This window comes from Verrucomicrobiota bacterium, from assembly GCA_016871675.1.
Classification (GTDB): domain Bacteria; phylum Verrucomicrobiota; class Verrucomicrobiia; order Limisphaerales; family VHCN01; genus VHCN01.
This window is the reverse complement of the sequence record VHCN01000030.1, coordinates 16,614-37,888: the sequence shown is the minus strand read 5'-3', so window position 1 is coordinate 37,888 and position 21,275 is coordinate 16,614. Positions and strand designations below refer to the sequence as shown.

Genomic DNA, 21,275 nt, shown 5'->3' with positions numbered 1-21,275 from the left:
ACGACGCGGCCGTCCATGACCGTGAGGGCGACCCGCGCATGCTGGAGTTCGTCGGGCGGCACGGTGAAGAGGTTGCGGTCGAGCATCACAAAGTCCGCGAGCATGCCGGGCGCGAGCATCCCTTTCGCGTCGATGACGCGTGTTTGCTTCATCGCGAGCTTCCGGACCGTCGCGGAGTCGCCCAGCAGGAAAATCCGGCCGTCCCGGACGGCGAGCGCCTGCATGCGCGGATTGCGCGGGTGCAGGGTGCGGATGTCGGCGTTGAGGACGACCAGGTCGGGCGCGAGCGGGTGATCCTGTGGCAAGGCGGCGCGAGGCATGGCAATGAGAAGTGCTGCGGCAAGGAGGGACGGCTTCACGGCTGAATCGTGTTGATGGAGGAATAGTCGCGCCGGCCCGATTTGTCAGCAGTCATCTGGCATCAGGGTGGTCGTTGACTCGCCTCCTCGGCCTTCGTAGGGTGCGCACAACTCTGGGCACGACTGCCCGCGACCGTTCCAGCCTTACCGATATGAGACCGACCCTTCGCACCACCCGGATCTGCTTCGGCCCGACCGGGGGCGCGCGTGCCTTCACGCTGATCGAACTTCTCGTCGTCATCGCCATCATCGCAATTCTTGCGGGGATGCTTCTCCCGGCGCTGGCCAAGGCAAAGGCCAAGGGGCATGAGGCGAGCTGCCTCAACAACGAGCGCCAGCTCGGCCTGGCCATCGGGCTCTACACGCAGGAGGCGGACGAACGCCTGCCGCTCCCGCGCAACTGGGGCCGCTACTGGGGCAACACCTTTCCGCTTCGGACCGAGGCCATCTGGCTGCCCGAACTGCTCGCCATGCATCTCGGTGTCCAAACCAACGTGCAGTCGAAAAGCTTTCAATGCGCCGGCGGCATCAAGGGCATCCAACTCCGCAACGACGTGCTGTGGACGCGCGTGGTCGCCAACTTCACCAACACTTACGTCTGGAACCACATCTACTGGAACCGCCAGATCAACAACTACGACTTGCCCCGCCCCGTGAGCGGCCGGCACGACAGCGCATCCGTGCGCCCGCAGGACGCCGTGCTCATCTGGGAGATGCCCTACTGGGACTTCCGCACCATGCCGCACAACATGGGCATCAACCTCGTTTACAAGGACGGCCACGCCGGACGCTACAAGGGATTGCCCAGCGAGAACGACTGGTGGAGTTTCCACAGCCAGGACGGCTGGGATTTCTGAAATCCGGCTTGCAACTCTTGCAGCGCGGCCATTGTCTTTTGTCACGTTATGGCATCGCCGCTGCCTCCCGAAATCCGCGTTGAACTCATTCGCCACGGCACACGCTACGTGCTGCCACGGCGTCAGACAGGCCAGCTGAAAGCGGTCGGTTGCGTGGCCGTCGCATTTGGCGTCCTGTTTGGCGGCTTTGCCGTCTTCTGGACCGTCATGGCGCTGGTGATAACGCAGAAAAGCGCCTTCAGCATCGGTGGCGTGTTGTTCGCCCTGTTCGGAATTCCCTTCATTCTCGCCGGCCTTTTCATCATCGGTTTCGGCGTCATATCCATGATCGGCCATTGCGAAATCGAGTCCGAAGGAGGCGAGCTGCGCGCCCGTGAGCGCGGCGGGCCGTTCCACTGGACCCGCCGGTTCAAGCCGGGCGCCATCCGGCGCTTCATGGCTTCCTCCGGCGCCGCGCGCATCAACGACCAGCCCGTCACCTCAGGACCGCTTTCGGACGTCGGCACGCTCATGGCCGAGATGGATGACGGCAAGCCGCGCTTCATCGTGCTCGGCTACCCGCGAGCGCTCGTCGAGGCGCTCGCCAGCGAACTCTCCACCAAGCTCGGCAAGGAAACCGGCGTTCCCCTTGAGGCAACCAAGGTTTTCGGGCCGGGTGAATCCACCGCCGAGGCGCTCGTCAACGAAGAACGCCGCGAACCGCCGACCGGCACCAACATCCGGGTCATGCCGCAAGGCGACGCGATCCTCGCTACGCTTCCACCAACGGGCTTCAAAGGCCAGGCGCGGTTCCTGTTGATCTTCTCGATTTTCTGGCTGCTGCTTTCCAGCGTCGTGCTCGCCGCGTTCACCGTGGCTGGGCTCTCGGACAGCGTGAAAGGCGACAAGCCGCCATGGTTCATCTTCGTCTTCCTCGCGGGATTCGAAGCCATCGGCATCGGCATGCTACTCGGCGCCATCAACCTCGCGCGTCGAAAGGCCTCGCTGCGCGCCTCGCCAACCGACCTCATGATCGTCCGACAGTCGCCCTTCGGCTCGAAGACCTTCAAGTCCACGCGCGCCGAAATCACGTCCATCCAAGTCGGCCCGAGCGGCATGACCGTCAATGCAGTGCCCGTGATGGAACTGCAGGTCATCGCCGCCGGCGGCACAAAGCACGGCTTCTTCACCGGCCGCACCAACGAGGAACTCGCATGGCTCGCCACGGAACTGCGCCGCGCGATGAACGTGCCCCTCGCGGAGGGCGGATCCGGCGCGCCGCCCAAACTCGGGGAACGTCCTTAACACCCGAGCCACGATCGTGTTCCTCATCCTCATCGTCTCGCTGGAGAGATTGGGATTAGGATGAAGATGAAGATGAGGAAGCGTGGGCAGGCCTCAACAGGCTTGCCAGCCGCCCTCCGGGTCAGGCTTACTTCGCCGGACTTTTTTTCCGCCGCCCACAACCGATGACGCCCGAACAACTCGCCAAAGCCAAGTCGCTCGGCTTCTCCGACCGGCAGGTCGCCCATCTTACCGGCCGGACCGAGGACGACATCCGCGCGCAACGCAAGCACCTCGGCCTTGTGCCGAGCTACCGCCTCGTGGACACCTGTGCGGCCGAGTTCGAGGCTTACACGCCCTATTACTACTCGACCTACGACCGCGGCGACGACGAAGTGAAGGCCACGCCGAAGAAGAAGGTGATGATCCTCGGCGGCGGCCCGAACCGCATCGGGCAGGGCATCGAGTTCGACTACTGCTGCGTCCACGCCGCCTTCGCGCTCAAGGAGGACGGCTTCGAGACGCTGATGGTCAACTCCAATCCCGAGACAGTCTCGACCGACTACGACACGAGCGACAAACTTTTCTTCGAGCCGCTCACGCTCGAGGACGTGCTGCACATTTACGAGCGCGAGCAATGCTGGGGCGCCATCGCGCAATTCGGCGGGCAGACGCCACTCAACCTCGCGCTCGGCCTCCAGAAGAACGGCGTCAACATCATCGGCACCTCGCCTCAGAGCATCGAGACCGCCGAGGACCGCAAGCTCTTCGCCGCGATGCTGCGCAAGCTCAACATCCCGCAGCCGGCCAACGGCCTTGCGGTGAACGAGGCCGAGGCGCTCGCGGCCTCGAAGAAACTCGGCTATCCCGTGCTCGTGCGCCCGAGCTTTGTGCTCGGCGGTCGCGCGATGCAGATCGTCTATTCCGACGCGGAGCTGTCGCACTACATGAGGTTCGCCGTCGAGGCTTCACCCGAACGTCCCGTGCTCGTGGACAAATTCCTCGAGGACGCCACCGAGGTGGACGTGGACTGCATCGCCGATGTCGGGCACTTCGACAACCCGGCTGACGGCACGATCATCCTCGGCGGGATGCTCGAGCACATCGAGTTCGCCGGCGTCCACTCGGGCGACGCCGCGATGGTGCTGCCGCCGCACACGCTTTCCGAGAACGTCATCGCCACCATCCGCGATTACACGCACGCGATGGCGCGCGAACTCAAGGTCATCGGCCTGATGAACGTGCAATACGCCGTGAAGGGCGACGATGTGTATTGCCTCGAGGTCAACCCGCGCGCGTCGCGCACCGTGCCGTTCGTCAGCAAGGCCATCGGATTCCCGCTCGCGAAACTCGCCGCGAAAGTCATGGCCGGCAAGTCGCTCAAGGCACTCGGCTTCACCCAGGAAGTTTGGCCGAAGTATTGGGCCGTGAAGGAGTCCGTATTCCCGTTCAACCGCTTTCACGGGCAGGACATTCTACTCTCGCCCGAGATGCGCTCGACCGGCGAGGTCATGGGTCTGGACGCCGACCTTGGCATCGCCTACGCCAAGTCGCAAATGGCCGCGCTCGCGCCGTTGCCGCTCAAGGGCAGGGTCTTCATCAGCGTCAGCGACCACCACAAGAAAGACGTGGCCGAAGTCGCGCGACAGTTCGCCGGTCTCGGGTTCGACCTCGTCGCCACCGGCGGCACGGCATCGGTGCTGGAAAAAGCCGGGCTGGAAGTGGAACGCGTCTTCAAGCTGTCCGAAGGCCGGCCCAACGCCATTGACCTGCTCAAGAACCGGGACATCCAACTCGTCATCAACACGCCCAGCGGCGCCACGCCGCGCGCCGACGAGGTGAAGATTCGCACCACCGCCGTTTACACCAACACGCCGATCATGACGACGCTCTCGGGCGCGCGCGCCGCCGCCCTCGGCATCGCCGCGCTGAAAAAGTCCGGCTACGAAGTCCGCACCGTGCAGGAGTATCACTGACGACGGCGGCTGTGCCCCTCCGCCCGGATCGCGCGCGCCCGGCTCAGAAGTTCCACAACTCGTTCACCGGCGCCTTCCGGCTGAACTTCCACACCGCCCAGCCGAGCGCGCCGAGCGCGAGCAGCAGTGTGATGCGAAGCAACGCGATGTGCCGGTCGCGCTTCTTCAGCAGCCGCGCGAGTTCCTCGTTCGAGTGCTTGAGCCACTCCACATCGGAGCCGATTTGATAGTCGTCTGGCATAAGTCGGGTCGTTTCTTTCCGGCCGTCACCGGCCCCAATTCAGCTCCGCGGGTCGAACGCCGAGCGTCACGTCCGGCGCAGCGTCACGCAAACAGAATCTCGGTCGTCGTCGCATGCTCGTCCCAGCCGCGCGTGGGCTCGGCGGTCACGGAGCCGATGGCCTTGACCGAGATCATCCGGCCGCGGGTTTTCGGGCTTTTCACGTCCACCTGGTCGGGCTTGCACGTTTGCTGGTGGATCTTCTGATGCAACGCGGGCTTGTAGCGCACGTAAAGCAGCTTGGGCGTGTCGGGCGCGAAGAACAAAATGCGCGCCTTGTCGGGGATGCAGCGATAAACCTTGTTGAGGATCGAGCCGCCGAAGGTGAAGCGCTTCAGATAGGTCGCCTCACGGTCGGTGTAAACGCAGGTGAACACGCGCTCGCGCTCGGGCAGCCCGCAGTAGAACAGATCCGGCCCGACGAACAGTTTCTCCGGCAGCTCCGTGACCTTGTAGGTGCCGTCCTTCGAGACGATGAGGACCTTGTCGAACTTGGTGCATTCGAGTTTGAACTCGTCGCCGCTGACCTTGTGGCCCACGTAGCCGCTCTCGCGGTCGTAGGCGACCTTGAACGCCTTGAACGCGACGGCCTTCGCGTCCACCTCCTCGTGCCGCGAGGACTTCGTCGAGAGCCGCGGATACTGCGGGCCGTATTTCTCCAGCAGCGCTTCAAGGTGCGCGAGGGCGAACTTCACCACGTTCTTCAGGTGCCGGCGCGTCTCGCCGAGCCCGGTCTTGGTCTGCTCCATCTCCTCGCGGTGCTGCGCGATGTCAAAGAGCGAGATGCGCCGGATGCGCACCTGCAGCAGGCGCTCGACGTCGGCGTCGGTCAACTCGCGGAGCAACTGGCGGCGGAACGGCTTGAAGCCGTCGCGCACCGCCGCGAGCACGGCGTCGCGGGTCCGGCATTTCTCGATGAGCTTGTAGATGCGTTCCTCGATGAAGATGCGCTCCAGCGTGCGGAAGTGCAGCTCGTCCTCGAGCTGGCGCTGCTTGAGTTCGAGTTCGTGCTTGAGCAGCGCGACGACGCGCCCGGTGTTCTCGCGCAACACCTCGCTGACGGTCAGTTCGACGGGGCGGTTCTCGCGGATGACCACGATGCGGCTCGCGATGGTGACCTCGCAGTCGGTGAATGCGTAGAGGGCGTCCTCCAACTGCGCCGCGCTCACACCCGCCGGCGCCTTGATCTCGATCTCGACGTCCTCGGACGTAAAGTCGTTGATCGTCTTGACCTTGATCTTGCCCTTGCGCGCGGCGTCCTCGATGGACGCGATGAGCGAGTCGGTCGTCGTGCCGGGCGGGATTTCCTTGATGACGACGGTTTGCTCGTCCTTGACCTTGATCTTGGCGCGCACCTTTACCGTGCCGCGGCCGTCGCGATAATCACGCGCGTCCATCAGCCCGCCCGTTGGGAAATCGGGCAGGCACTTGAACGATTCCTTCTTGAGGATCGCGATCTGCGCCGCGAGCAGCTCGGGGAAGTTGTGCGGAAGAATCTTCGCCGACAAACCGACCGCGATGCCCTCGGTGCCGAGCATGAGCAGCAGGGGCAGCTTGCACGGGAGCGTGACGGGCTCGCGGTTGCGCCCGTCGTAACTCGGCACGAACGCGGTGATCTCGTCGTTGAACAGCTCGTTGCGCGCGAGCTCGGTGAGGCGGCACTCGATGTAACGCGGCGCGGCGGCGAGGTCGCCGGTGAAGACGTTGCCGAAGTTGCCCTGGCCCTCGATGAGGTAGCGCTTGTTCGTGAGCACCACGAGCGCGTCACCGATGGAGGCGTCGCCGTGCGGGTGATACTGCATCGCGTGGCCGGTGACGTTGGCGACCTTGATGAACTTGCCGTCGTCCTTCTCGTGCAGCGCCCACAGGATGCGCCGCTGCACAGGCTTGAGGCCGTCGGCGAGGTGCGGGATGGCGCGGTCGCGGATGACGTAGCTGGCGTATTCGAGGAAGCCGCGGTCCATGCGACGGTGCAGCGGAAGCTCGATCTTGCCCGGCACAAACGGACGCGCCGCCGCGTGCGGCGACGTGACGGATTCAGCGACGATGCGGCCGGAGCCGTTGCCGTCGCGTCGCGACTTCGATGGTGCGGGCTTCGGTGCGCCCCCGATGGGAAGCTCGGGCTGTGCGGCGTCGGGCTTGTTTCTGGCGGCGCTCATCGTCACGCGGATTAGACCGGAGCGGACAGGCCGAGGCAAGTTTGGGCGGCGCGCAGCAATGGGCGGCTACTTGCCCGACCGGAAGTTCACCACGTCGCAGTCCTGCATCACGTAGGTCTTGAGTTCGAGGCGCAGCTTGCCGGCGCGCTTGGCCTGCGTCTCGCCGCCGCATTCGACGAGGTCCGCGAAGCTGATGACCTCGGCGCGGATGAACCCCTTCTGGATGTCGGTGTGGATGCTGCCCGCGGCCTCCCACGCGGTCGAGCCGGCGCGGATGGGCCACGCGCGGTTCTCCTTCCCGCCGACGGTGAGGAAGCTGATCCACCCGCTCTCCGCGAACGCGCGCAACAGCAGCGCGTCCGGCTCCGCAAGTTCCGCGGCGTCGGCGGCGACGACCGGCTTGGTGGAGATGAAGTTGTGCGCCGAGATGGCCGCGAGTTCCTCCGGAGCGAGCCCGGCGGAGGACACGGGGTTCTCGCTCATCAACGCCTCGGCGAGTTTTTCGAGCACGGCCTTCTCCGCCGCGGCGGGCCCGCGGCCGAGGCGCGTCTCGACGGCTTCGAGGTCCTTCATCAACAGGTCGCTCAGCGCGGCGCGCGTTGTGAGAATGGCGTCGGCTGTGAGCAGTTCCTTGTCGGTGACGACGTCCACCTGCGCGCAAGCCTTCTTCTGCGCCTCGACGAGTTTGTCCACCTGGTCGAGTCGCGGGTCCTTGAGATTATGCCGGCCGGGCGTGATCGAAGTGATGCCGAAGAGGGAAAATTTCACCGGCCCTGCTTAGTCCCGTGTGCGGGCGGGGTCAAGGGTGGAACCACGGGCGGATGCGGTCAGTCCTCCACCGGCACGACGAGGTTCTCCATGATGTAGTCGCGCCGTTCGGGCGTGTTCTTGCCCATGTAGAATCCCAGAATGCCTGTCGCCTCGGTCTTGGGCGCGTATTCCACCTGGCTCAGGCGCATGTCGTCGCCGATGAACTGCGCGAATTCCTTCGGGCTGATTTCACCGAGCCCCTTGAAGCGCGTGATCTCGGCGCTCTTTCCCATCGCCGCAACGGCGGCGTCGCGTTCGGCTTCGCTGTAGCAGTAGGTGGTGCGCTCCTTGGTGCGCACGCGGAACAGCGGCGTCTCCAGCACGAACAGGTGCCCGTCGTGCGCGAGCGGGTCGAAGAAGCGGAAGAAGTAGGTGATCATCAGGTTGCGGATGTGCAGCCCGTCCACGTCGGCGTCCGTGGCGAGGATGACCTTCTCGTAGCGGAGGTTGGCGATGCTGTCCTCGATGTCGAGCGCGCGCATGAGGTTGTAGAGCTCGTCGTTCTTGTAGACGGCGTCGCGCTTGAGGTCCCACACGTTGAGCGGCTTGCCCTTGAGCGTGAAGATGGCCTGCGTGTCCACGTTGCGGCAGCTCACGATCGAGCCCGCGGCGCTCTGCCCCTCGCAGATGAAGATCATCGAGCCGCCGCCCTTGCCGCGCTCCTTGTCGAAGTGCCGCTTGCAGTCCTTGAGCTGCGGGATGCGCAGCGTGATGGCCTTGGCGCGTTCGCGCGCGAGCTTCTTCACCTCCTGCAATTCCTTGCGGAGCTGCCGGCTGTCCTCGGCCTTTGCGAGGATCATCTCGGCGATGTTCTTGTTGCGGCTGAAGAAGTGCAGCAGTTCCTGCCGCACGTTGTTCACCAGCTCGGTGCGGATTTCCGTGTTGCCGAGCTTGTTCTTCGTCTGCGACTCGAACACGGGGTCCTTCAACCGGATCGCCACCGCGCCCACGATGCCCTCGCGCACGTCGTCGCCCTCGAAGCCGCCCTTGCTGAACTCGTTCACCGCCTTGAGCAACCCCTCGCGGAACGCCGACAGGTGCGTGCCGCCGTCGCTCGTGTATTGGCCGTTCACGAACGACAGGATCACCTCGCCGTAGCGGCTGTTGCTGTGCGTGAAGCAGAACTCGAGCATCTTGCTCGTGTAATGCAGCGGCGGGTAGATCGGCTCGGCGTTGTCCGCGGCGAGGTTCTCCATCACCAGGTCGCTCAACCCGTGGCGCGAGACGAAGGGCTTGCCGTTGTAAACGAGCTTCAGCCCCGTGTTCAGATACGCGTAGTGGCGGAGGCGTTTCTCGATGAACTCGTCGCGCCACTGGATGTCCTTGAAGATGTCCGGGTCCGGCGTGAACCGCACGAACGTGCCGTCCGCCTCCTTCGTTTTGCCCTTCCCATCCTTCTTGAGCCGGCCCTGCTTGAACGCCGCCTCGACAAACTCGCCCTCGCGATGGCTGCGCACGAGGAACGCCTGCGACAGCGCGTTGACCGCCTTGGTGCCCACGCCGTTGAGGCCGACGCTGAACTGAAACACGTCGTCGTTGTATTTCGCGCCCGTGTTGATCTGCGACACGCAGTCAATCACCTTGCCCAGGGGGATGCCGCGGCCGAAATCGCGCACGGACACCACGCCGTCCTTGAGTTCGATATGGACCTCGCGCCCGTGGCCCATGATGAATTCGTCCACCGCGTTGTCCAAGACCTCCTTGAGGAGGATGTAGCAGCCGTCGTCATAGTGCGAGCCGTCGCCGAGCCGCCCGATATACATGCCCGTGCGCAGGCGGATGTGCTCGATGCTCGAGAGCGTCTTGATCTTGCTCTCGTCGTAAACGTGCTTCTTGTTGTCGGCCATGCGTCGCGCACGAATGATGGGAACGCCGCGCGCGAATTGCCAACTGGAAACGTGACGGGCCGCGCCGCGTCCGGCATCCTCGCCACATGGCCGAGCCCCGAACCATCCGCAACCTCGCCCTCGCGGGCTTCATGGGCACGGGCAAGTCGTCCGTCGGCCAGCTCGTCGCGCAGGAGCTCGGCTTCGAATTCGTGGACACGGACGCGATGATCGAGGCGCGGACAGGCCGCAACATCGGCGACATCTTCACCGAGGCGGGCGAGGCCCTGTTCCGGCGCCTCGAAACCGAGGTGCTCGACGGGCTCGCGGCGCGTGCCGACATGGTGATTTCCACGGGCGGCGGCCTCATCGTGAATCCCGCGAACCTCGCGAGCCTCAAGTCGCACGCGCTTGTCGCCTGCCTGTGGGCGACGCCCGCGACCATCCTGGAGCGCACGCGCGGGCACACCCACCGGCCGTTGCTGCAAGACCCCGACCCGCTGTCGAAGATTCGCGAACTCCTCGCGCAGCGCGAGAAGGCTTACAAGCAGGCGGACCTGCTCATCAACACCGAGTCGCGCTCCATCCGCGAAGTCGCGCAACATGTGCTGTTGCAATTCCGCCAGGCGCGCGAGAAGTCAGGATGAAGGACGCCATTCGCACGCGGGCGCTCGAACTCGGCTTCGACGACTGCCGCTTCACCACGGCGCGACCGCCCGCGAGCGCGCCGAACTTCGAGCGGTGGATCGCCGACGGACGCCACGGCGACATGGGCTACCTCGCGCGCAACGCGCCGAAACGGGTCGAGCCGCAGCGCGTGCTCGAGGGCGCGCGGTCCGTGATCTGTCTCGTCGCCAGCTACGCTGGCGCAGTTTCGTCGCCCCGGTTTCAGGTTTCGGGCGCGGAGTCCGCGCCAGACGGCGCCAAGCCGAAACCCGAGACCCGCGACCCAAGGCCCGGCATCATCGCCCGTTACGCGCGGTTCCGCGATTACCACGACGTGCTCGGCGAGCGGTCGCGAGAACTCGCCGCGTTCGTGGACGCGCTCGGCGGCTCCGGCACACGCTCGCTGTGGTATGTGGACACCGGTCCCGTGCTCGAACGCGACCTTGCGCAACGCGCGGGCGCCGGCTTCATCGGCAAACACACGAACCTCATCAACCGCGCCCTCGGCAACTGGTTCTTCCTCGCCGAAATCCTCACCACGCTGGAGCTGGAGCCCGACGCGTCCGAGCGCAACCGCTGCGGCACGTGCACGCGCTGCATCACGGCGTGCCCGACGCGCGCCATCACCGCGCCGTTCGAACTCGATGCGCGGCTCTGCATCTCCTACCTCACGATCGAGTTGAAAGGCAGCATCCCCGTCGAACTCCGTCCCGCGATGGGCGCGCGCATCTTCGGCTGCGACGACTGCCTCGAAGTTTGCCCCTGGAACAGGTTTGCCCGCGAAGGCCGGATGATGAAAGCCCACGCCCGTGCGGACCTCGCGCAGTCCGACTTGCTCGAACTGCTCGCGCTCGACGACGCGGCATTCAAGCAGCGCTTCGCCGGCACGCCGATCCTCCGGACCAAACGGCGCGGCCTCTTGCGCAACGTCTGCGTCGCGCTCGGGAACACGGGGCACGAAGACGCACGGCCTGCACTCTTGAAGGCGACCCGCGATCCAGAGCCGCTCATCGCGGAGCATGCACGATGGGCAACGGCACAAATCGAGCACCGAGCCGCGGACGGGCGAGGTTAGCCCCGACGTCCTTCTCGTGCCGCCGGGCTACGTCAACCCGCTCGCCGACCTGGCGCGGTTCACCACCGTCTGCGCCAGCGCGCGCGCTTTCGCCGCGCCGTTGCGGAGCACGGTGTGGACGTGGTCGAGGTTTTTCTCCAATTCAGCCCGCCGCGCGCGGGCGGGTGCAAAGCAGTTCCAGTAGTGCTCGAAGAGCGCCTTCTTCAAGTCGCCGTAGCCGAGGCCGCCGGCGCGCAGGCGTTGCTCGAAGCCGCTGGCAATGTCCGGCGGCGCGACAAGCTGGAGCAGTTGCACGGCGATATTCTTGTCCGCGTCCGGCTTGGGCTCCTGCGGCGCGCGGCTGTCCATCACGATGGACATGATCTTTTTCCGCAGCGCCTTCTCGTCGCCGAAAATCTCGATGGTGTTGCCGTAGCTCTTGCTCATCTTCTGGCCGTCGGTGCCAGGCACGGCGGCGACGGCGTCGCGGATTTCGGCCTCGGGGATGACGAAGGTCTGGCCGTAGAGTTCGTTCCACTTCGCGGCGATGTCGCGGGTGATTTCGACGTGCTGCTTCTGGTCGCGCCCAACGGGCACGAGGTTCGAGTCGTAGATGAGGATGTCCGCCGCCATGAGCACGGGATAGGCGAAGAGGCCGTGGTTCGGAGAGAGGCCGTGGGCGACCTTGTCCTTGTAGCTGTGGCAGAGTTCGAGCCGGCTCATCGGCGTCACGCTCGAGAGCAGCCACGTGAGTTCGGTGACTTCGGGCACATCCGACTGGCGGAAGAAGACCGAGCGCGCCGGGTCGAGTCCGCACGCGAGGAAGTCCAGCGCCACGTCGAGCGTGTTGCGTCGGCGCCCGGCGGGGTCCGTCAGCGACGTCATCGAGTGGTAGTCGGCGATGAAGTAGAAGCACTCGCCCCGCGCCTGCAGTTCGATGGCCGGGCGCATCATGCCGAAGTAGTTGCCGAGGTGCAGCGCGCCCGAGGGCTGGATGCCGGACAAAATTCGCATGGGCGGGACGGTAGCAGGGAGGCGAACGGAAGTTCAAAGTTCAAAGTTTTGGTTCAAAGCATGGGGGGGGCGACAGGCCGCTCGAATCTCGGTGTTTTCCCTGAGCCCCGGCTGGTTGAGGTGCGGGCAATTCGTGCTACCTTGCCTCGGCATTGAGGACGGGCTTCAAGGAACCCGTTTGAGGCGCCGGAACCGGCTTTGTCCCGGTTTGTGGTTCTTTTGAATCTCACCCCCACTTCACATGAAAATCCAGACTCTCAGGCTGGCCGCGTGCGCCGCGTTGCTGTTGACGGGCGCGGGTTGCGCCAGTGTGTTCCCGAGCGGTGGCCACACCGACAAGTCGCCGTGGCGCAGTTTCGACGACGCCAAGGCGGCCTTCGACGGCATCGGGCTCGGCGCCGACTCGGCGTGCGAACTCAAGACGTCGGGCTTCGACCCGTTCTCGAACCCGAACGTGAAAATCCTGAACCACCTCGAACTGATGCAGCGCTTCATGCCCAACCACTCCATCCGGCTCGAGGATCTGCCCGTGCCGGTGCGCCAGTGCATCGCCGCCCAAGACCGCGCGATGGGCTACGAGATGGACATCACCGTCACGCGCAACCGGCGCCACGGGAATCTCGTGATGGACATGTTCCGCTTCAACCGCAAGACCCACGAGACGGGCTGGCAGTTCAAGGCGCTCGTGCTCGTGAACGACGGCACGGTGGTTTACAAACTGTGGAGCGGGCAGCCGAACATCGACCGCTACGACCAAAAGAAGCGCCCGCTCGGGCCGCTTCAGGAAATCGAGGCGAGCGTCGGCCTGCCGGGAATCCGCTGACGCAAGCCGCGACGATCAAGCCAGCGCAGCGAGTCGCGGCTCGATGTCCGGCGGATTCCACCACACCGGCTTGCCACAGTCGGTGGCGATGACGCGAGCCGCGTTGTAGCCGCAGAGGCCGGTGACGTTGCCGCCCGGATGCGTCGAACCGCCGCACAGGTAAAGCCCCTCGATGGGCGTGCGATAGTTTCCCGCGCCGGGAAACGGCCGGTTGAAACCCACCTGTCCGTTCGCGAACGAGCCGACGAGCAAGTCGCCACCCGTCATGTTCGGCAGCGTGCGCTCGGTGTCCAGCGGCGAGCGCGCGAACCAGTCGAGCACCGCGCCCCCCGCGAGATTCGGCGCGAACTGCGACCAGAACTTCAGCAGCCGCGAACCGTGCCCGGCGGCCTCGCGGTCCCACTCCCGGGCGTCGCCGCGCAGCGCGAAGGGCAGTTTCTCCCACAGAAACGCCGTGTGTTTCCCGGCAGGCGATTGCGATGGGTCGAACAGCGTCGGGCACGCGCCCCACGCGACAGTCGCCGGGATTTCACCGCGCTCGTGAGCCGAGACGATGTCGTGAAACTGCCCGAACCGCTCGAGTCCGAGGATGAACATGAATGCGCGACCGAGCTCCGGCCGCCGCGCGGATGCCGCCCAGCGCGGCGGTTCGTCGAGCGCGACGTTCAGCGCGAAGAGCGGGGCGAGCAGGTTGTATTGGAACCTGCGCGCGCGTTCGCGCAACGCCTCGGGTGCAGACCCGGGCGCGAGCAATTGGAGGAACGTCTGCTGTGGATTGAGCCCGGACACGATTGCGTCCGCCGACAGCATCTCGCCGGAGTCGAGCGCCACGCCGGACGCGCGACCGTTACGGACGACGATTCGCTCCACGTTCACCCCGCAGCGCACTTCGCCGCCGTGTTCCGCGATGTCAGCGACGAGCCCGCGCGCGAGGTTGCCCGAGCCGCCCACGCACATCTGCGCCTTCGCGGGTGAGGCGAGCAGCGCGGGGATGGCGTGGCCGAAGCCGGGCTGACGCAGGTCCACCTCGCGCAGGCCGTTGAAGAAGAGCAGCCCGGCGCGGAGGGCGTCGTGCTCGAAGTTCTGCGAGACAAATTCGATTGGCGAGAGCGCGGAGACTTCGAGCAGGCGACGGCCAAGCTTGCTCCGTGAGAGCAGTTGTCGGCGATGCTCCGGCTCCAGCGGCGGCGACTGCGCTTCGGGCACGAGGATTTGCTCGACGATGGGGCGGAACTCCTCGGTCCAGCGGCGCAGGGCTTCGGCGTCCTTGCGCGAGAATCCGGCGAAGGACGCGGCGGTGCGCTCGAAATCCGTCCACCACTCCAACGCACTGCCATCGCGGAGCAGCATGGCCACGTTCAACTCCGGCTCGATGTAGCGCACGCCGTGGCGCGCAAGTTCGAGGTCGCGGAACCACGGCATCCGCGTGATGGCACGGTGGAAGAACGAGTGCGGGTGATGCGTGAATCCGGGCAGCCGCGGGTTCGCCATCGTGAGCAAGCCGCCGCCGGGTTCGGCGGCGCGCTCAAGCGTGAGTGTGCGCAGCCCGCACCGCGCGAGATACGCCTGCAGCACGAGCGCGTTGTGCCCGGTGCCGAGAAGGAGAACGTCGTGATGAGAGTTCATGAAATCAACGACAACCACCAAGGCACGAAGACACGAAGACACGAAGAAGAACGCCTTCGCTTCGTGTCTTTGTGTCTTCGTGGTTCATCCAATCTCCGGGCCGGCGAGGGCAAAGATCATCCGCGGAACGCCGGGACAGAGGTTTTCGCCGAGGAACATTCGCGTGAGCTGCCGCGCGGGCTCGAAGCCGAGTCGCTTCGCGAACTCGATCGCGCCTGTCTGCGCGTCGGGAATGTCCCAAAGGACAGCCCGACCTTGGAGAGGGTTCAGCAGGGACTTGATCACCGGCGCCGCGGCGGGAAGCGACCCGGCAACGATCGGCCCGAGATAGGACGCAATGGTCCCCCTTCGGACGAAGCCGAAACTGTTCACGCGTGCCTTCATCGTGGCGCCAACAAGGGAGCGCGACACCAAGTCCTGCATCCGTCGCACCAAGAAAAACCTGTCAGCTCCGAACGCCTTCAAGTCGAGGGCTTGAACTGGCTCGTAGCTTGACGGCAGCAGCTTTCGGACTTTGCAGTTGGCAGGAGGCTCAACCACTGGGAGCCGCGCGTGAACACACCGGGTAAACGTCCATTCCGTTTGGAAACCGAGCTTCTCATAGAGCGGCCGGCCGGCCGGCGTGGCGTCGAGTTTGATGCAGCGCACACCACGTTCGTGGAGGCGGGAAAGGGCGTGGAGCATCAGTGCGCGGCCGATGCCCTGTCGCCTTTGCGACGGATGCACCAGCATCATGCCAATCCACGCGAGGTCGGTGCCGTAGCGCGTCGTCGTGACTGTGCCTGCCGGTTTGCCTTCCCACTCGGCGACGAAGCAGCCGTCCTGGGCGCAACGCAACAAGTTCATCCAGTCGTCCCGAGTCTGGTTCCACCCCGCGAGCGCGCAGAGTTCCATCCCAAAACCCACATCCTGTGAAGTCATCCTCCGGATGCGCAGCGGGTCGGGCATGGCCTTCTGTAGCGGCTGTGCGGTTTGCGGGCAAAACTAAATCACTCCGCGCTGCCGGTCCGCCACTTCTCACCTCTCGCGTCTCACGCCTCGGCTCCAGTCCGCATTTCGCCGCTTGCCCCCGCGCTCCCGTGCGATACGTTCGCGCGCGACGCATGGTGCTGGTCTTGGACAACTACGATTCGTTCACCTACAACCTCGTCCAGTATCTCGGCGAACTGGGCGTGGCGATGCAGGTCCACCGCAACGACCAGCTTACCGTGGAGCAGGCGCGCGCGTTGCGGCCGGAGCGCGTGCTCGTGTCGCCGGGGCCATGCTCGCCGCGCGAGGCGGGGCTCTCGAACGAGATCATCCGCGAGTTCGGCGAGCGGCAGCGCGTGCCGGTCTTCGGCGTGTGCCTCGGGCACCAGTGCATCGGACACACATTCGGCGCGGACGTGGTGGTGAACCACCGCATGATGCACGGCAAGACCTCGCCCATCCGCCACGACGGCCGCGATCTGTTTGAGGGCATGGCGAATCCCTTTAACGCCACGCGCTACCACTCGCTCGTGATCCGGCGCGACTCGATGCCCGCGTGCCTCGAAGTGACCGCCGAGACGGACGAGGGTGAAATCATGGGCGTGCGGCACAAGGAGCGGCCGATCTGGGGCGTGCAGTTCCATCCCGAGAGCATCCTCACGGAGAACGGCAGGCAGATCATGCGGAACTTCCTGAAGCTGCAGGCGGTGTAGAAGCGCGGGCACCCGCGCGGACGGCTGAGTCCCGTTGGAGGGAACCGATACGACCGACCGCCGCAGATTGATGCCACGGAAGGCCGGCTTCGCTACTCCCGCATCCGCTCAGCCTCGAGGCCCATCGTCGCGCACCAGTCGCGATACGCCTGCGGCGCGATTTCGCTGGGCTTGATTTCGCTGCGACCGCCCCAAAAGACGTTCGTGTAGCCGACCTCGATGCCCGCCTCACGAAGGTGCGCGTCGATGGCCGACTTGTGCGCGAGCACGACCGTCTTGTCGGTGCCGTGCGCCACGCCCATCACGTTCACGTTGCGGAATTCCGGCCCGCCCTCGCGCCAGTAGGCGTGGGTCATGATGTGATGCCGGCCCACCTCGCGGCCCGCGTCCATCTCGCGGCCCGGCGGCACCGCCCAGTGGAAGAGCGCGTTGAAGCGCGTCACCCGCCCGCCGTCGCTCTGCGGCTTGACGTGTTCGAGGAACGTCGAGAAGCGCCCGATGATCTTGCGCCGCTCGAACTCCTCGGCGAACTCGATGAACGTGGCGGGCGGCACGCCTGCTTCCGCCGCGCGCGCCGCCCACAGGTCCGGCACGAGTTCCTCCGGCTCAAACTCGCGCTTGAGCGCGGTGAGCACGCGCCATTCGAGGTCGTTGAGCGCGACCACGGAAACATCCGTCGCCTCGGCGGGCACGTCGGCGCGGCTGCCGGGTTCCATGCCGCGACGCCGCACATGGCCGACACCGAGCGCGAACAGCTTCTTTGCAGGCAGCAGCACGAACTTCTCCGCGCCCGTCCGTGTGCAGAGGAACTCGCAGTGCTTCCGCAGCGAGAAGCCCTGCGGGACTTTCAGCGTCGTCCACAGCTTGTAACTTGATCCCGGCGTCGCCGCGTCGGTCGAGCGGGTGACAACGTGCCCGCTGAACGGGTCCTGCTGGAACATCCAATCGAACGCGGCGTCGAGTTTGTCCTGCGGCACCTGCCAGGCGACGAGCGCGCCCTGCGCGAGGTTCGTGGCGAGCAGCGTCTGGCGCACGCGGCGGATGTTGCCGGCGGTGAGCATCGCGCGGATGCGCTCGATGACGGTGTCCAGCGGCAGGCCGGTCTGCCGCGCGATTTCGCCGAGCGGGTCGCGCTGGAATCCCTGCAACTGATCCTCGCTCACCGCGAGGATGCGGGCGTTCAGCGGATCGGCGAACTCAACGGGGACGGCGATGGCGCTCATGCGGAGATTTCAGACGGTGCGGCGCGACCGCACCTTCGCGGAGAAGTTGGTGGAGGGCCGGGTCGGACGCCAACCAATTCTTGGTGGAGAACAGGGCTACTTCTTCTTCGCCGGCGCCTCGGCGACGGGTGATTTGAAGAAGAGATTTCCGGTCGCCTGCACCTTGCGGCGGAAAATCCTGTCGCCGCAGGCCACGTAGAGCCATTCGAGCTTGTCGCCCGCGATCGTGACGCTCGTCATTCCTTTGTCGCCGGGATTCGGCAGCACGCCGCACATGCGGCCCGTCGGGTCGAACACCTGCACGCCGAGCGCGCTGGTCACGTAGTAGCGGCCGAGGCTGTCGCTCACCATGCCGTCACCGGCGCTCGCGGCGCTTTTCGGCGGCGGTTCGTTGAACTTCCACTCGCCCTTCGGGTCAACCGGCATGCGCATGGTCATGTAAGGCTCCTTCGCCGACAGCGAGCCGTCCGCCTCGATCCGGAAGACCCACGTGAACTGCCCGCGGTAATCGCTCACCGCGAGCGTCCCCTGGTCGGGCGAGAGCGTGATGCCGTTGGGCGCGGTGATGCCCGTGTCGGCGGCGCGCTTCTCGCCCGTCTTCGCGTTGACGAACGTGACCTGCTTCTTGCCCGTCTCGGTGAAGTAGATGTGGCCCTTGTGCGAAACGACAAGGTCGTTGGGCTGCACGTCCTCGGCCACGACGGTCTTCTTGCCCGACGGCAGTTCGAACGACACGAGCTGCTTGTCCTTGCCGACGCAGGCGTAGAGTCTGCCGTCGGGACCGAACTTGAGCCCGCTGCAAGACGTGCCTTCGATCATCTTCGTCTTCGCGCCGCCCGGCGAGACCTTCCACACCGCGGGCGGCGTCGAGCGCATCTCGGCAAACCACAGGTTGCCCTCCGCGTCCGGCGTGAGGCCGTCAGCAAACGCAATGTTGTCGGCGACCACGCGCCAGCCTTCGCCCTCGACGAGCAGGCGGTGCAGCGTCATGTCGCCGCCGAGGTCCTGCTTCGTGTTGATTTCCGGCTTGTGCGTTTCTTTGCGCCAGAGCCAGCGGAGCGCGTCGGGGAAGTGGCTGCCGCCGTGGTTCGGATTGTGGCCGTAGCCCTCGGCCCATTCGAACTTCACGTCGTAGCCCATGTATTTGAGCGACGCGTGCATCGCCCGGTTCGCCGTCGGCCAGTGGCCGAAGGGATTGTCCAGGTCGCCGCTCGTGTCCGCGAGATACACACGCAACGGCTTGCGCTCGGTCTTTCGGATGAGCGCCTGGTAATCGAATCCGCCGCGCAGATGCACGAAGCTGCCGATGGTCGAGAGCACCTTGCGGAACTGGTCCGGCCGCTCCCACGCCACCGTGAACGCGCAGATGCCGCCGCTGGACGCCCCGCAAATCGCGCGGTCATCTGGATTTTTCGACAGACGGAAGTCCTTCTCCACCTCGGGCAGGATTTCCTCGACGAGCATCCGCGCGTAACGGTCGCCGAGCGAATCGTATTCGAAGCTGCGGTTGCTCGCGCCGGCGGCCTTGCCGGACTTGTCCTTGCGCGGCGGCGTGCCGGGCGCGCGGTTGTCGCCGGGCTGGATGAAGATGCCGATGGTCACGGGCATCTCGCCGCGCGCGATGAGGTTGTCGAAGACGATGGGCGCGCGCCACGGGCCGTTGGTCGAGGCGTAGCCGCGGCCGTCCTGAAAGACCATCACGCTCGCGGGCTTGTCGGCGGAGTATTGCGCCGGCACGTAAACCCACCAGTCGCGAATGGTGTTGGTGAACACCTTGCTCTGCCAGTCCTTGTGCTCGATCACGCGCCCGTGCGGGACGGCCGGATTGAACTGATGGTCCGGCGTGGGTTTGAAGTCATCGGCGGCGGAGGCGGCAAAGCCCGCAAGGACGAATGACGAAGTCGGAATGGCGAAGGAATGGCGAAGCACGAACGACACGATACGGCGAGCGAGTGAGTGGGGGTTCATTTTGAAAATTGGGCTTCGGGCTTCTTTCGTCATTCGGATTTCGTCATTCGTCATTTGCGCGCCGGCATCACTTCGCGTGGTCCCGCCACATCCAGCGCATCGTGTCCGGCAGGATTGACCCGCCGTGCCTGCCGCTGTGGCCGCCGTCGCCGAGCTTGAAATCAGAATCGTATTTCGCCCACTTCAACGCCGCGGCCATGTCCTGGTTGGCCAGCGGCCAGTTGCCGTGCAGGTTGTCCAGGTCGTTCGAGCCGTCCTGCAGGAACACCCGCAGTTTCTTGCGCGCGTCCCAGCGCGCCTTGTCCGTGTCGGACAGGTCGCGCGGCGGCGGGCCGGCGGACTTGCGGATGAGCGATGGATACGCGTGCCCGCCGCGGATGTTCGTGAAGCTGCCGATGTGGCTGATGACCTTGCCGAACGACTCCGGCCGCTCCCACGCCACCGTGAACGCGCAGATGCCGCCCGAGCTGATGCCCACGGCGCAGCGGCCCGCGGGATCCTTCGTCACGTTCCACTTCTTCTCCACCCCGGGCAGCAGCTCCTCGATGAGGAAGCGCGCGTAGGCGTCGCCGAGCGAGTCGTATTCGTAGCTTCGGTTGCTGCGCGCCTTCTGCCCCGCCTCGGCCGCCGGCACCGTGCCGGGCTGGATGAACACGCCGAGGGTCACGGGCATTTCCTTTTTCGCGATGAGGTTGTCCATCACCACCGTCGCGCGGAACTGGCCGTTGGTGCCCATGTAGCCCGCGCCGTCCTGGAACACCATCAGGCACGCGGGTTTCGCCGCGTCGTATTGCTTCGGGACATAAACCCACCCGTCGCGCTCCGTGCCGGGAAAAATCTTGCTCGCCTTGAACGAGAACTTCTCGACCGCGCCTTGCGGCACGCCGGCTTGGGGCTTCGAATCCTCGCCGAGTTGATAGTCATCGGCGGCTTGGAGCGGCGCGGCGAGCGAGACGGCGACGCCGCACGCGGAGAGAATCCGGGAAATGTTCATGACGCGCGCACTATGCGGAGGGACACGGCGTTTCCAAGTTCAAAGCTTGCCACGACCACGCCCGCTGGCATCCTCCGCGCTCATCATGAAATGGTTCAAGCACATCGTGCCCGGATTGGTCATCGTCGTGGCATTGCTGGCGGTCATCGGGTTCTTGTTGCCCGGCTCGTATCGCGTCGAGCGCTCGCAGACCATCGCGGCCAAGCCCGACGCCGCCTTCACCATCGTCAACAACCTCAAGACCTGGCCGGAGTGGACGGCCTGGACCGTCGCGCGATTCCCGGACATGAAGATTGAGTTTTCCGGCCCCGGGTCGGGCGCGGGCGCGACCTACCAGTGGTCCGGCAAGTCGAGCGGCAGCGGCAAGTTGCAGATCACGAAGGCCGAGGCGGCGCAATTGATCGTCTACGACCTCGACTTCGAGCAGGGCAAGCATGTGTCCAAGGGTGAGATTTCCTTCGCGCCCGAGGGCGACGCGGTGAAGGTCAAGTGGGTGAATTACGGCGAGCTCGGCGGCAACCCGATGAACCGCTGGTTCGGGCTGCGGATGGACTCGATGATGGGCCCCGACTTGCAGGCCGGCCTCGATAACTTGAAGAAAAAGCTCGAGGCGAAGTAGCGCCTGCCGCGACGCGCCGGCAAAGGAACCCCGGGGCGCGCCACCACCCCGTTGCCTCGCGGGCCGAAGCCGCGCA

Annotated in this window: 18 protein-coding genes and 1 pseudogene; 8 read left to right on the top strand and 11 right to left on the bottom strand. The window is 65.4% G+C overall.

The genetic code is table 11. The annotated features are described in order from the left end of the window. Positions 1-320 (bottom strand): amidohydrolase family protein (locus FJ386_08425; GenBank protein ID MBM3876726.1); only part of this gene is annotated, 320 nt, incomplete at its 3' end. A gap of 191 nt (positions 321-511) precedes the next feature. Here FJ386_08425 and FJ386_08420 point away from each other — a divergent pair. The 3 genes from FJ386_08420 (at position 512) to carB (ending at position 4,455) form a co-directional block, all read left to right on the top strand. Next, the gene (locus tag FJ386_08420) at positions 512-1,216 is read left to right on the top strand and encodes a type II secretion system protein (protein ID MBM3876725.1); all 705 of its coding nucleotides are present in this window, start codon (positions 512-514) and stop codon (positions 1,214-1,216) included. Positions 1,217-1,369: 153 nt separating this feature from the next. Then, positions 1,370-2,500: a hypothetical protein gene (locus tag FJ386_08415; GenBank protein ID MBM3876724.1), complete on the top strand. Its 1,131-nt coding sequence runs from the start codon at positions 1,370-1,372 to the stop codon at positions 2,498-2,500. 164 nt (positions 2,501-2,664) lie between these two features. Further along, entirely contained in the window at positions 2,665-4,455 is a 1,791-nt protein-coding gene (carB, locus tag FJ386_08410) for a carbamoyl-phosphate synthase large subunit (GenBank protein ID MBM3876723.1), read from the top strand. A 43-nt stretch (positions 4,456-4,498) separates the two neighbouring features. Here carB and FJ386_08405 read toward each other — a convergent pair whose 3' ends face one another. The 4 genes from FJ386_08405 to FJ386_08390 form a co-directional block, all read right to left on the bottom strand. Then, positions 4,499-4,696 (bottom strand): hypothetical protein, encoded by a 198-nt coding sequence (locus FJ386_08405; GenBank protein MBM3876722.1) that lies wholly within the window; start codon positions 4,694-4,696, stop codon positions 4,499-4,501. 83 nt (positions 4,697-4,779) lie between these two features. Continuing rightward, entirely contained in the window at positions 4,780-6,894 is a 2,115-nt protein-coding gene (locus FJ386_08400; GenBank protein ID MBM3876721.1) for a DNA topoisomerase IV subunit A, read from the bottom strand. Between the two features lie 66 nt (positions 6,895-6,960). Further along, the gene (locus tag FJ386_08395; protein MBM3876720.1) at positions 6,961-7,467 is read right to left on the bottom strand and encodes a DUF933 domain-containing protein; all 507 of its coding nucleotides are present in this window, start codon (positions 7,465-7,467) and stop codon (positions 6,961-6,963) included. A gap of 254 nt (positions 7,468-7,721) precedes the next feature. Continuing rightward, positions 7,722-9,551: a type IIA DNA topoisomerase subunit B gene (locus FJ386_08390; protein ID MBM3876719.1), complete on the bottom strand. Its 1,830-nt coding sequence runs from the start codon at positions 9,549-9,551 to the stop codon at positions 7,722-7,724. An 86-nt stretch (positions 9,552-9,637) separates the two neighbouring features. On the opposite strand from FJ386_08390, the gene FJ386_08385 reads away from it, so the two are divergent. After that, positions 9,638-10,177 (top strand): shikimate kinase, encoded by a 540-nt coding sequence (locus tag FJ386_08385; GenBank protein MBM3876718.1) that lies wholly within the window; start codon positions 9,638-9,640, stop codon positions 10,175-10,177. Then, entirely contained in the window at positions 10,174-11,271 is a 1,098-nt protein-coding gene (queG, locus tag FJ386_08380; GenBank protein ID MBM3876717.1) for a tRNA epoxyqueuosine(34) reductase QueG, read from the top strand. Before FJ386_08385 ends, queG begins: the two co-directional genes overlap by 4 nt. Before the next feature lie 27 nt (positions 11,272-11,298). On the opposite strand, the gene trpS is transcribed toward queG, so the two are convergent. Further along, positions 11,299-12,264, bottom strand: a complete 966-nt coding sequence (gene trpS / locus FJ386_08375) for a tryptophan--tRNA ligase (protein ID MBM3876716.1) — start codon at positions 12,262-12,264, stop codon at positions 11,299-11,301. A 241-nt stretch (positions 12,265-12,505) separates the two neighbouring features. Between trpS and FJ386_08370 the strand changes: the two genes are divergently transcribed. Beyond that, entirely contained in the window at positions 12,506-13,087 is a 582-nt protein-coding gene (locus tag FJ386_08370; protein MBM3876715.1) for a hypothetical protein, read from the top strand. Positions 13,088-13,102: 15 nt separating this feature from the next. Here the strand turns inward: FJ386_08370 and FJ386_08365 are convergent, their stop codons facing one another. Both FJ386_08365 and FJ386_08360 read right to left on the bottom strand, forming a co-directional pair. After that, the gene (locus tag FJ386_08365; protein ID MBM3876714.1) at positions 13,103-14,713 is read right to left on the bottom strand and encodes an NAD(P)/FAD-dependent oxidoreductase; all 1,611 of its coding nucleotides are present in this window, start codon (positions 14,711-14,713) and stop codon (positions 13,103-13,105) included. Positions 14,714-14,797: 84 nt separating this feature from the next. After that, positions 14,798-15,661: a GNAT family N-acetyltransferase gene (locus FJ386_08360; GenBank protein MBM3876713.1), complete on the bottom strand. Its 864-nt coding sequence runs from the start codon at positions 15,659-15,661 to the stop codon at positions 14,798-14,800. 155 nt (positions 15,662-15,816) lie between these two features. Between FJ386_08360 and FJ386_08355 the strand changes: the two genes are divergently transcribed. Further along, a complete protein-coding gene (locus tag FJ386_08355; protein ID MBM3876712.1) occupies positions 15,817-16,395 on the top strand; it encodes an aminodeoxychorismate/anthranilate synthase component II in 579 nt (192 codons plus the stop codon). Between the two features lie 92 nt (positions 16,396-16,487). Here the strand turns inward: FJ386_08355 and FJ386_08350 are convergent, their stop codons facing one another. From FJ386_08350 to FJ386_08340, 3 genes and pseudogenes are all read right to left on the bottom strand, one after another. After that, positions 16,488-17,618, bottom strand: coding sequence for an Lrp/AsnC family transcriptional regulator (locus tag FJ386_08350; GenBank protein MBM3876711.1), 1,131 nt, complete (start codon positions 17,616-17,618; stop codon positions 16,488-16,490). A gap of 1,041 nt (positions 17,619-18,659) precedes the next feature. After that, positions 18,660-19,586 (bottom strand): annotated as a pseudogene (locus FJ386_08345) (hypothetical protein). A gap of 67 nt (positions 19,587-19,653) precedes the next feature. Next, complete coding sequence (locus FJ386_08340; protein ID MBM3876710.1) at positions 19,654-20,580, bottom strand: esterase family protein; 927 nt, start codon at positions 20,578-20,580, stop codon at positions 19,654-19,656. On the opposite strand from FJ386_08340, the gene FJ386_08335 reads away from it, so the two are divergent. Next, positions 20,573-21,199, top strand: coding sequence for an SRPBCC family protein (locus FJ386_08335; GenBank protein ID MBM3876709.1), 627 nt, complete (start codon positions 20,573-20,575; stop codon positions 21,197-21,199). The two genes, FJ386_08340 and FJ386_08335, sit on opposite strands and share 8 nt — an antisense overlap. Positions 21,200-21,275 lie beyond the last annotated feature (76 nt).

Coding starts and splice junctions, on each gene's coding strand:
- FJ386_08350 (MBM3876711.1), bottom strand. CDS start 17,618: ATGAGCGCCATCGCCGTCCCCGTTGAGTTCGCCGATCCGCTGAACGCC.
- FJ386_08335 (MBM3876709.1), top strand. CDS start 20,573: ATGTTCATGACGCGCGCACTATGCGGAGGGACACGGCGTTTCCAAGTT.
- FJ386_08390 (MBM3876719.1), bottom strand. CDS start 9,551: ATGGCCGACAACAAGAAGCACGTTTACGACGAGAGCAAGATCAAGACG.
- FJ386_08360 (MBM3876713.1), bottom strand. CDS start 15,661: ATGCCCGACCCGCTGCGCATCCGGAGGATGACTTCACAGGATGTGGGT.
- FJ386_08400 (MBM3876721.1), bottom strand. CDS start 6,894: ATGAGCGCCGCCAGAAACAAGCCCGACGCCGCACAGCCCGAGCTTCCC.
- FJ386_08340 (MBM3876710.1), bottom strand. CDS start 20,580: ATGAACATTTCCCGGATTCTCTCCGCGTGCGGCGTCGCCGTCTCGCTC.
- FJ386_08365 (MBM3876714.1), bottom strand. CDS start 14,713: ATGAACTCTCATCACGACGTTCTCCTTCTCGGCACCGGGCACAACGCG.
- trpS (MBM3876716.1), bottom strand. CDS start 12,264: ATGCGAATTTTGTCCGGCATCCAGCCCTCGGGCGCGCTGCACCTCGGC.
- FJ386_08355 (MBM3876712.1), top strand. CDS start 15,817: ATGGTGCTGGTCTTGGACAACTACGATTCGTTCACCTACAACCTCGTC.
- carB (MBM3876723.1), top strand. CDS start 2,665: ATGACGCCCGAACAACTCGCCAAAGCCAAGTCGCTCGGCTTCTCCGAC.
- FJ386_08385 (MBM3876718.1), top strand. CDS start 9,638: ATGGCCGAGCCCCGAACCATCCGCAACCTCGCCCTCGCGGGCTTCATG.
- FJ386_08405 (MBM3876722.1), bottom strand. CDS start 4,696: ATGCCAGACGACTATCAAATCGGCTCCGATGTGGAGTGGCTCAAGCAC.
- FJ386_08370 (MBM3876715.1), top strand. CDS start 12,506: ATGAAAATCCAGACTCTCAGGCTGGCCGCGTGCGCCGCGTTGCTGTTG.
- FJ386_08420 (MBM3876725.1), top strand. CDS start 512: ATGAGACCGACCCTTCGCACCACCCGGATCTGCTTCGGCCCGACCGGG.
- queG (MBM3876717.1), top strand. CDS start 10,174: ATGAAGGACGCCATTCGCACGCGGGCGCTCGAACTCGGCTTCGACGAC.
- FJ386_08395 (MBM3876720.1), bottom strand. CDS start 7,467: ATGAAGGACCTCGAAGCCGTCGAGACGCGCCTCGGCCGCGGGCCCGCC.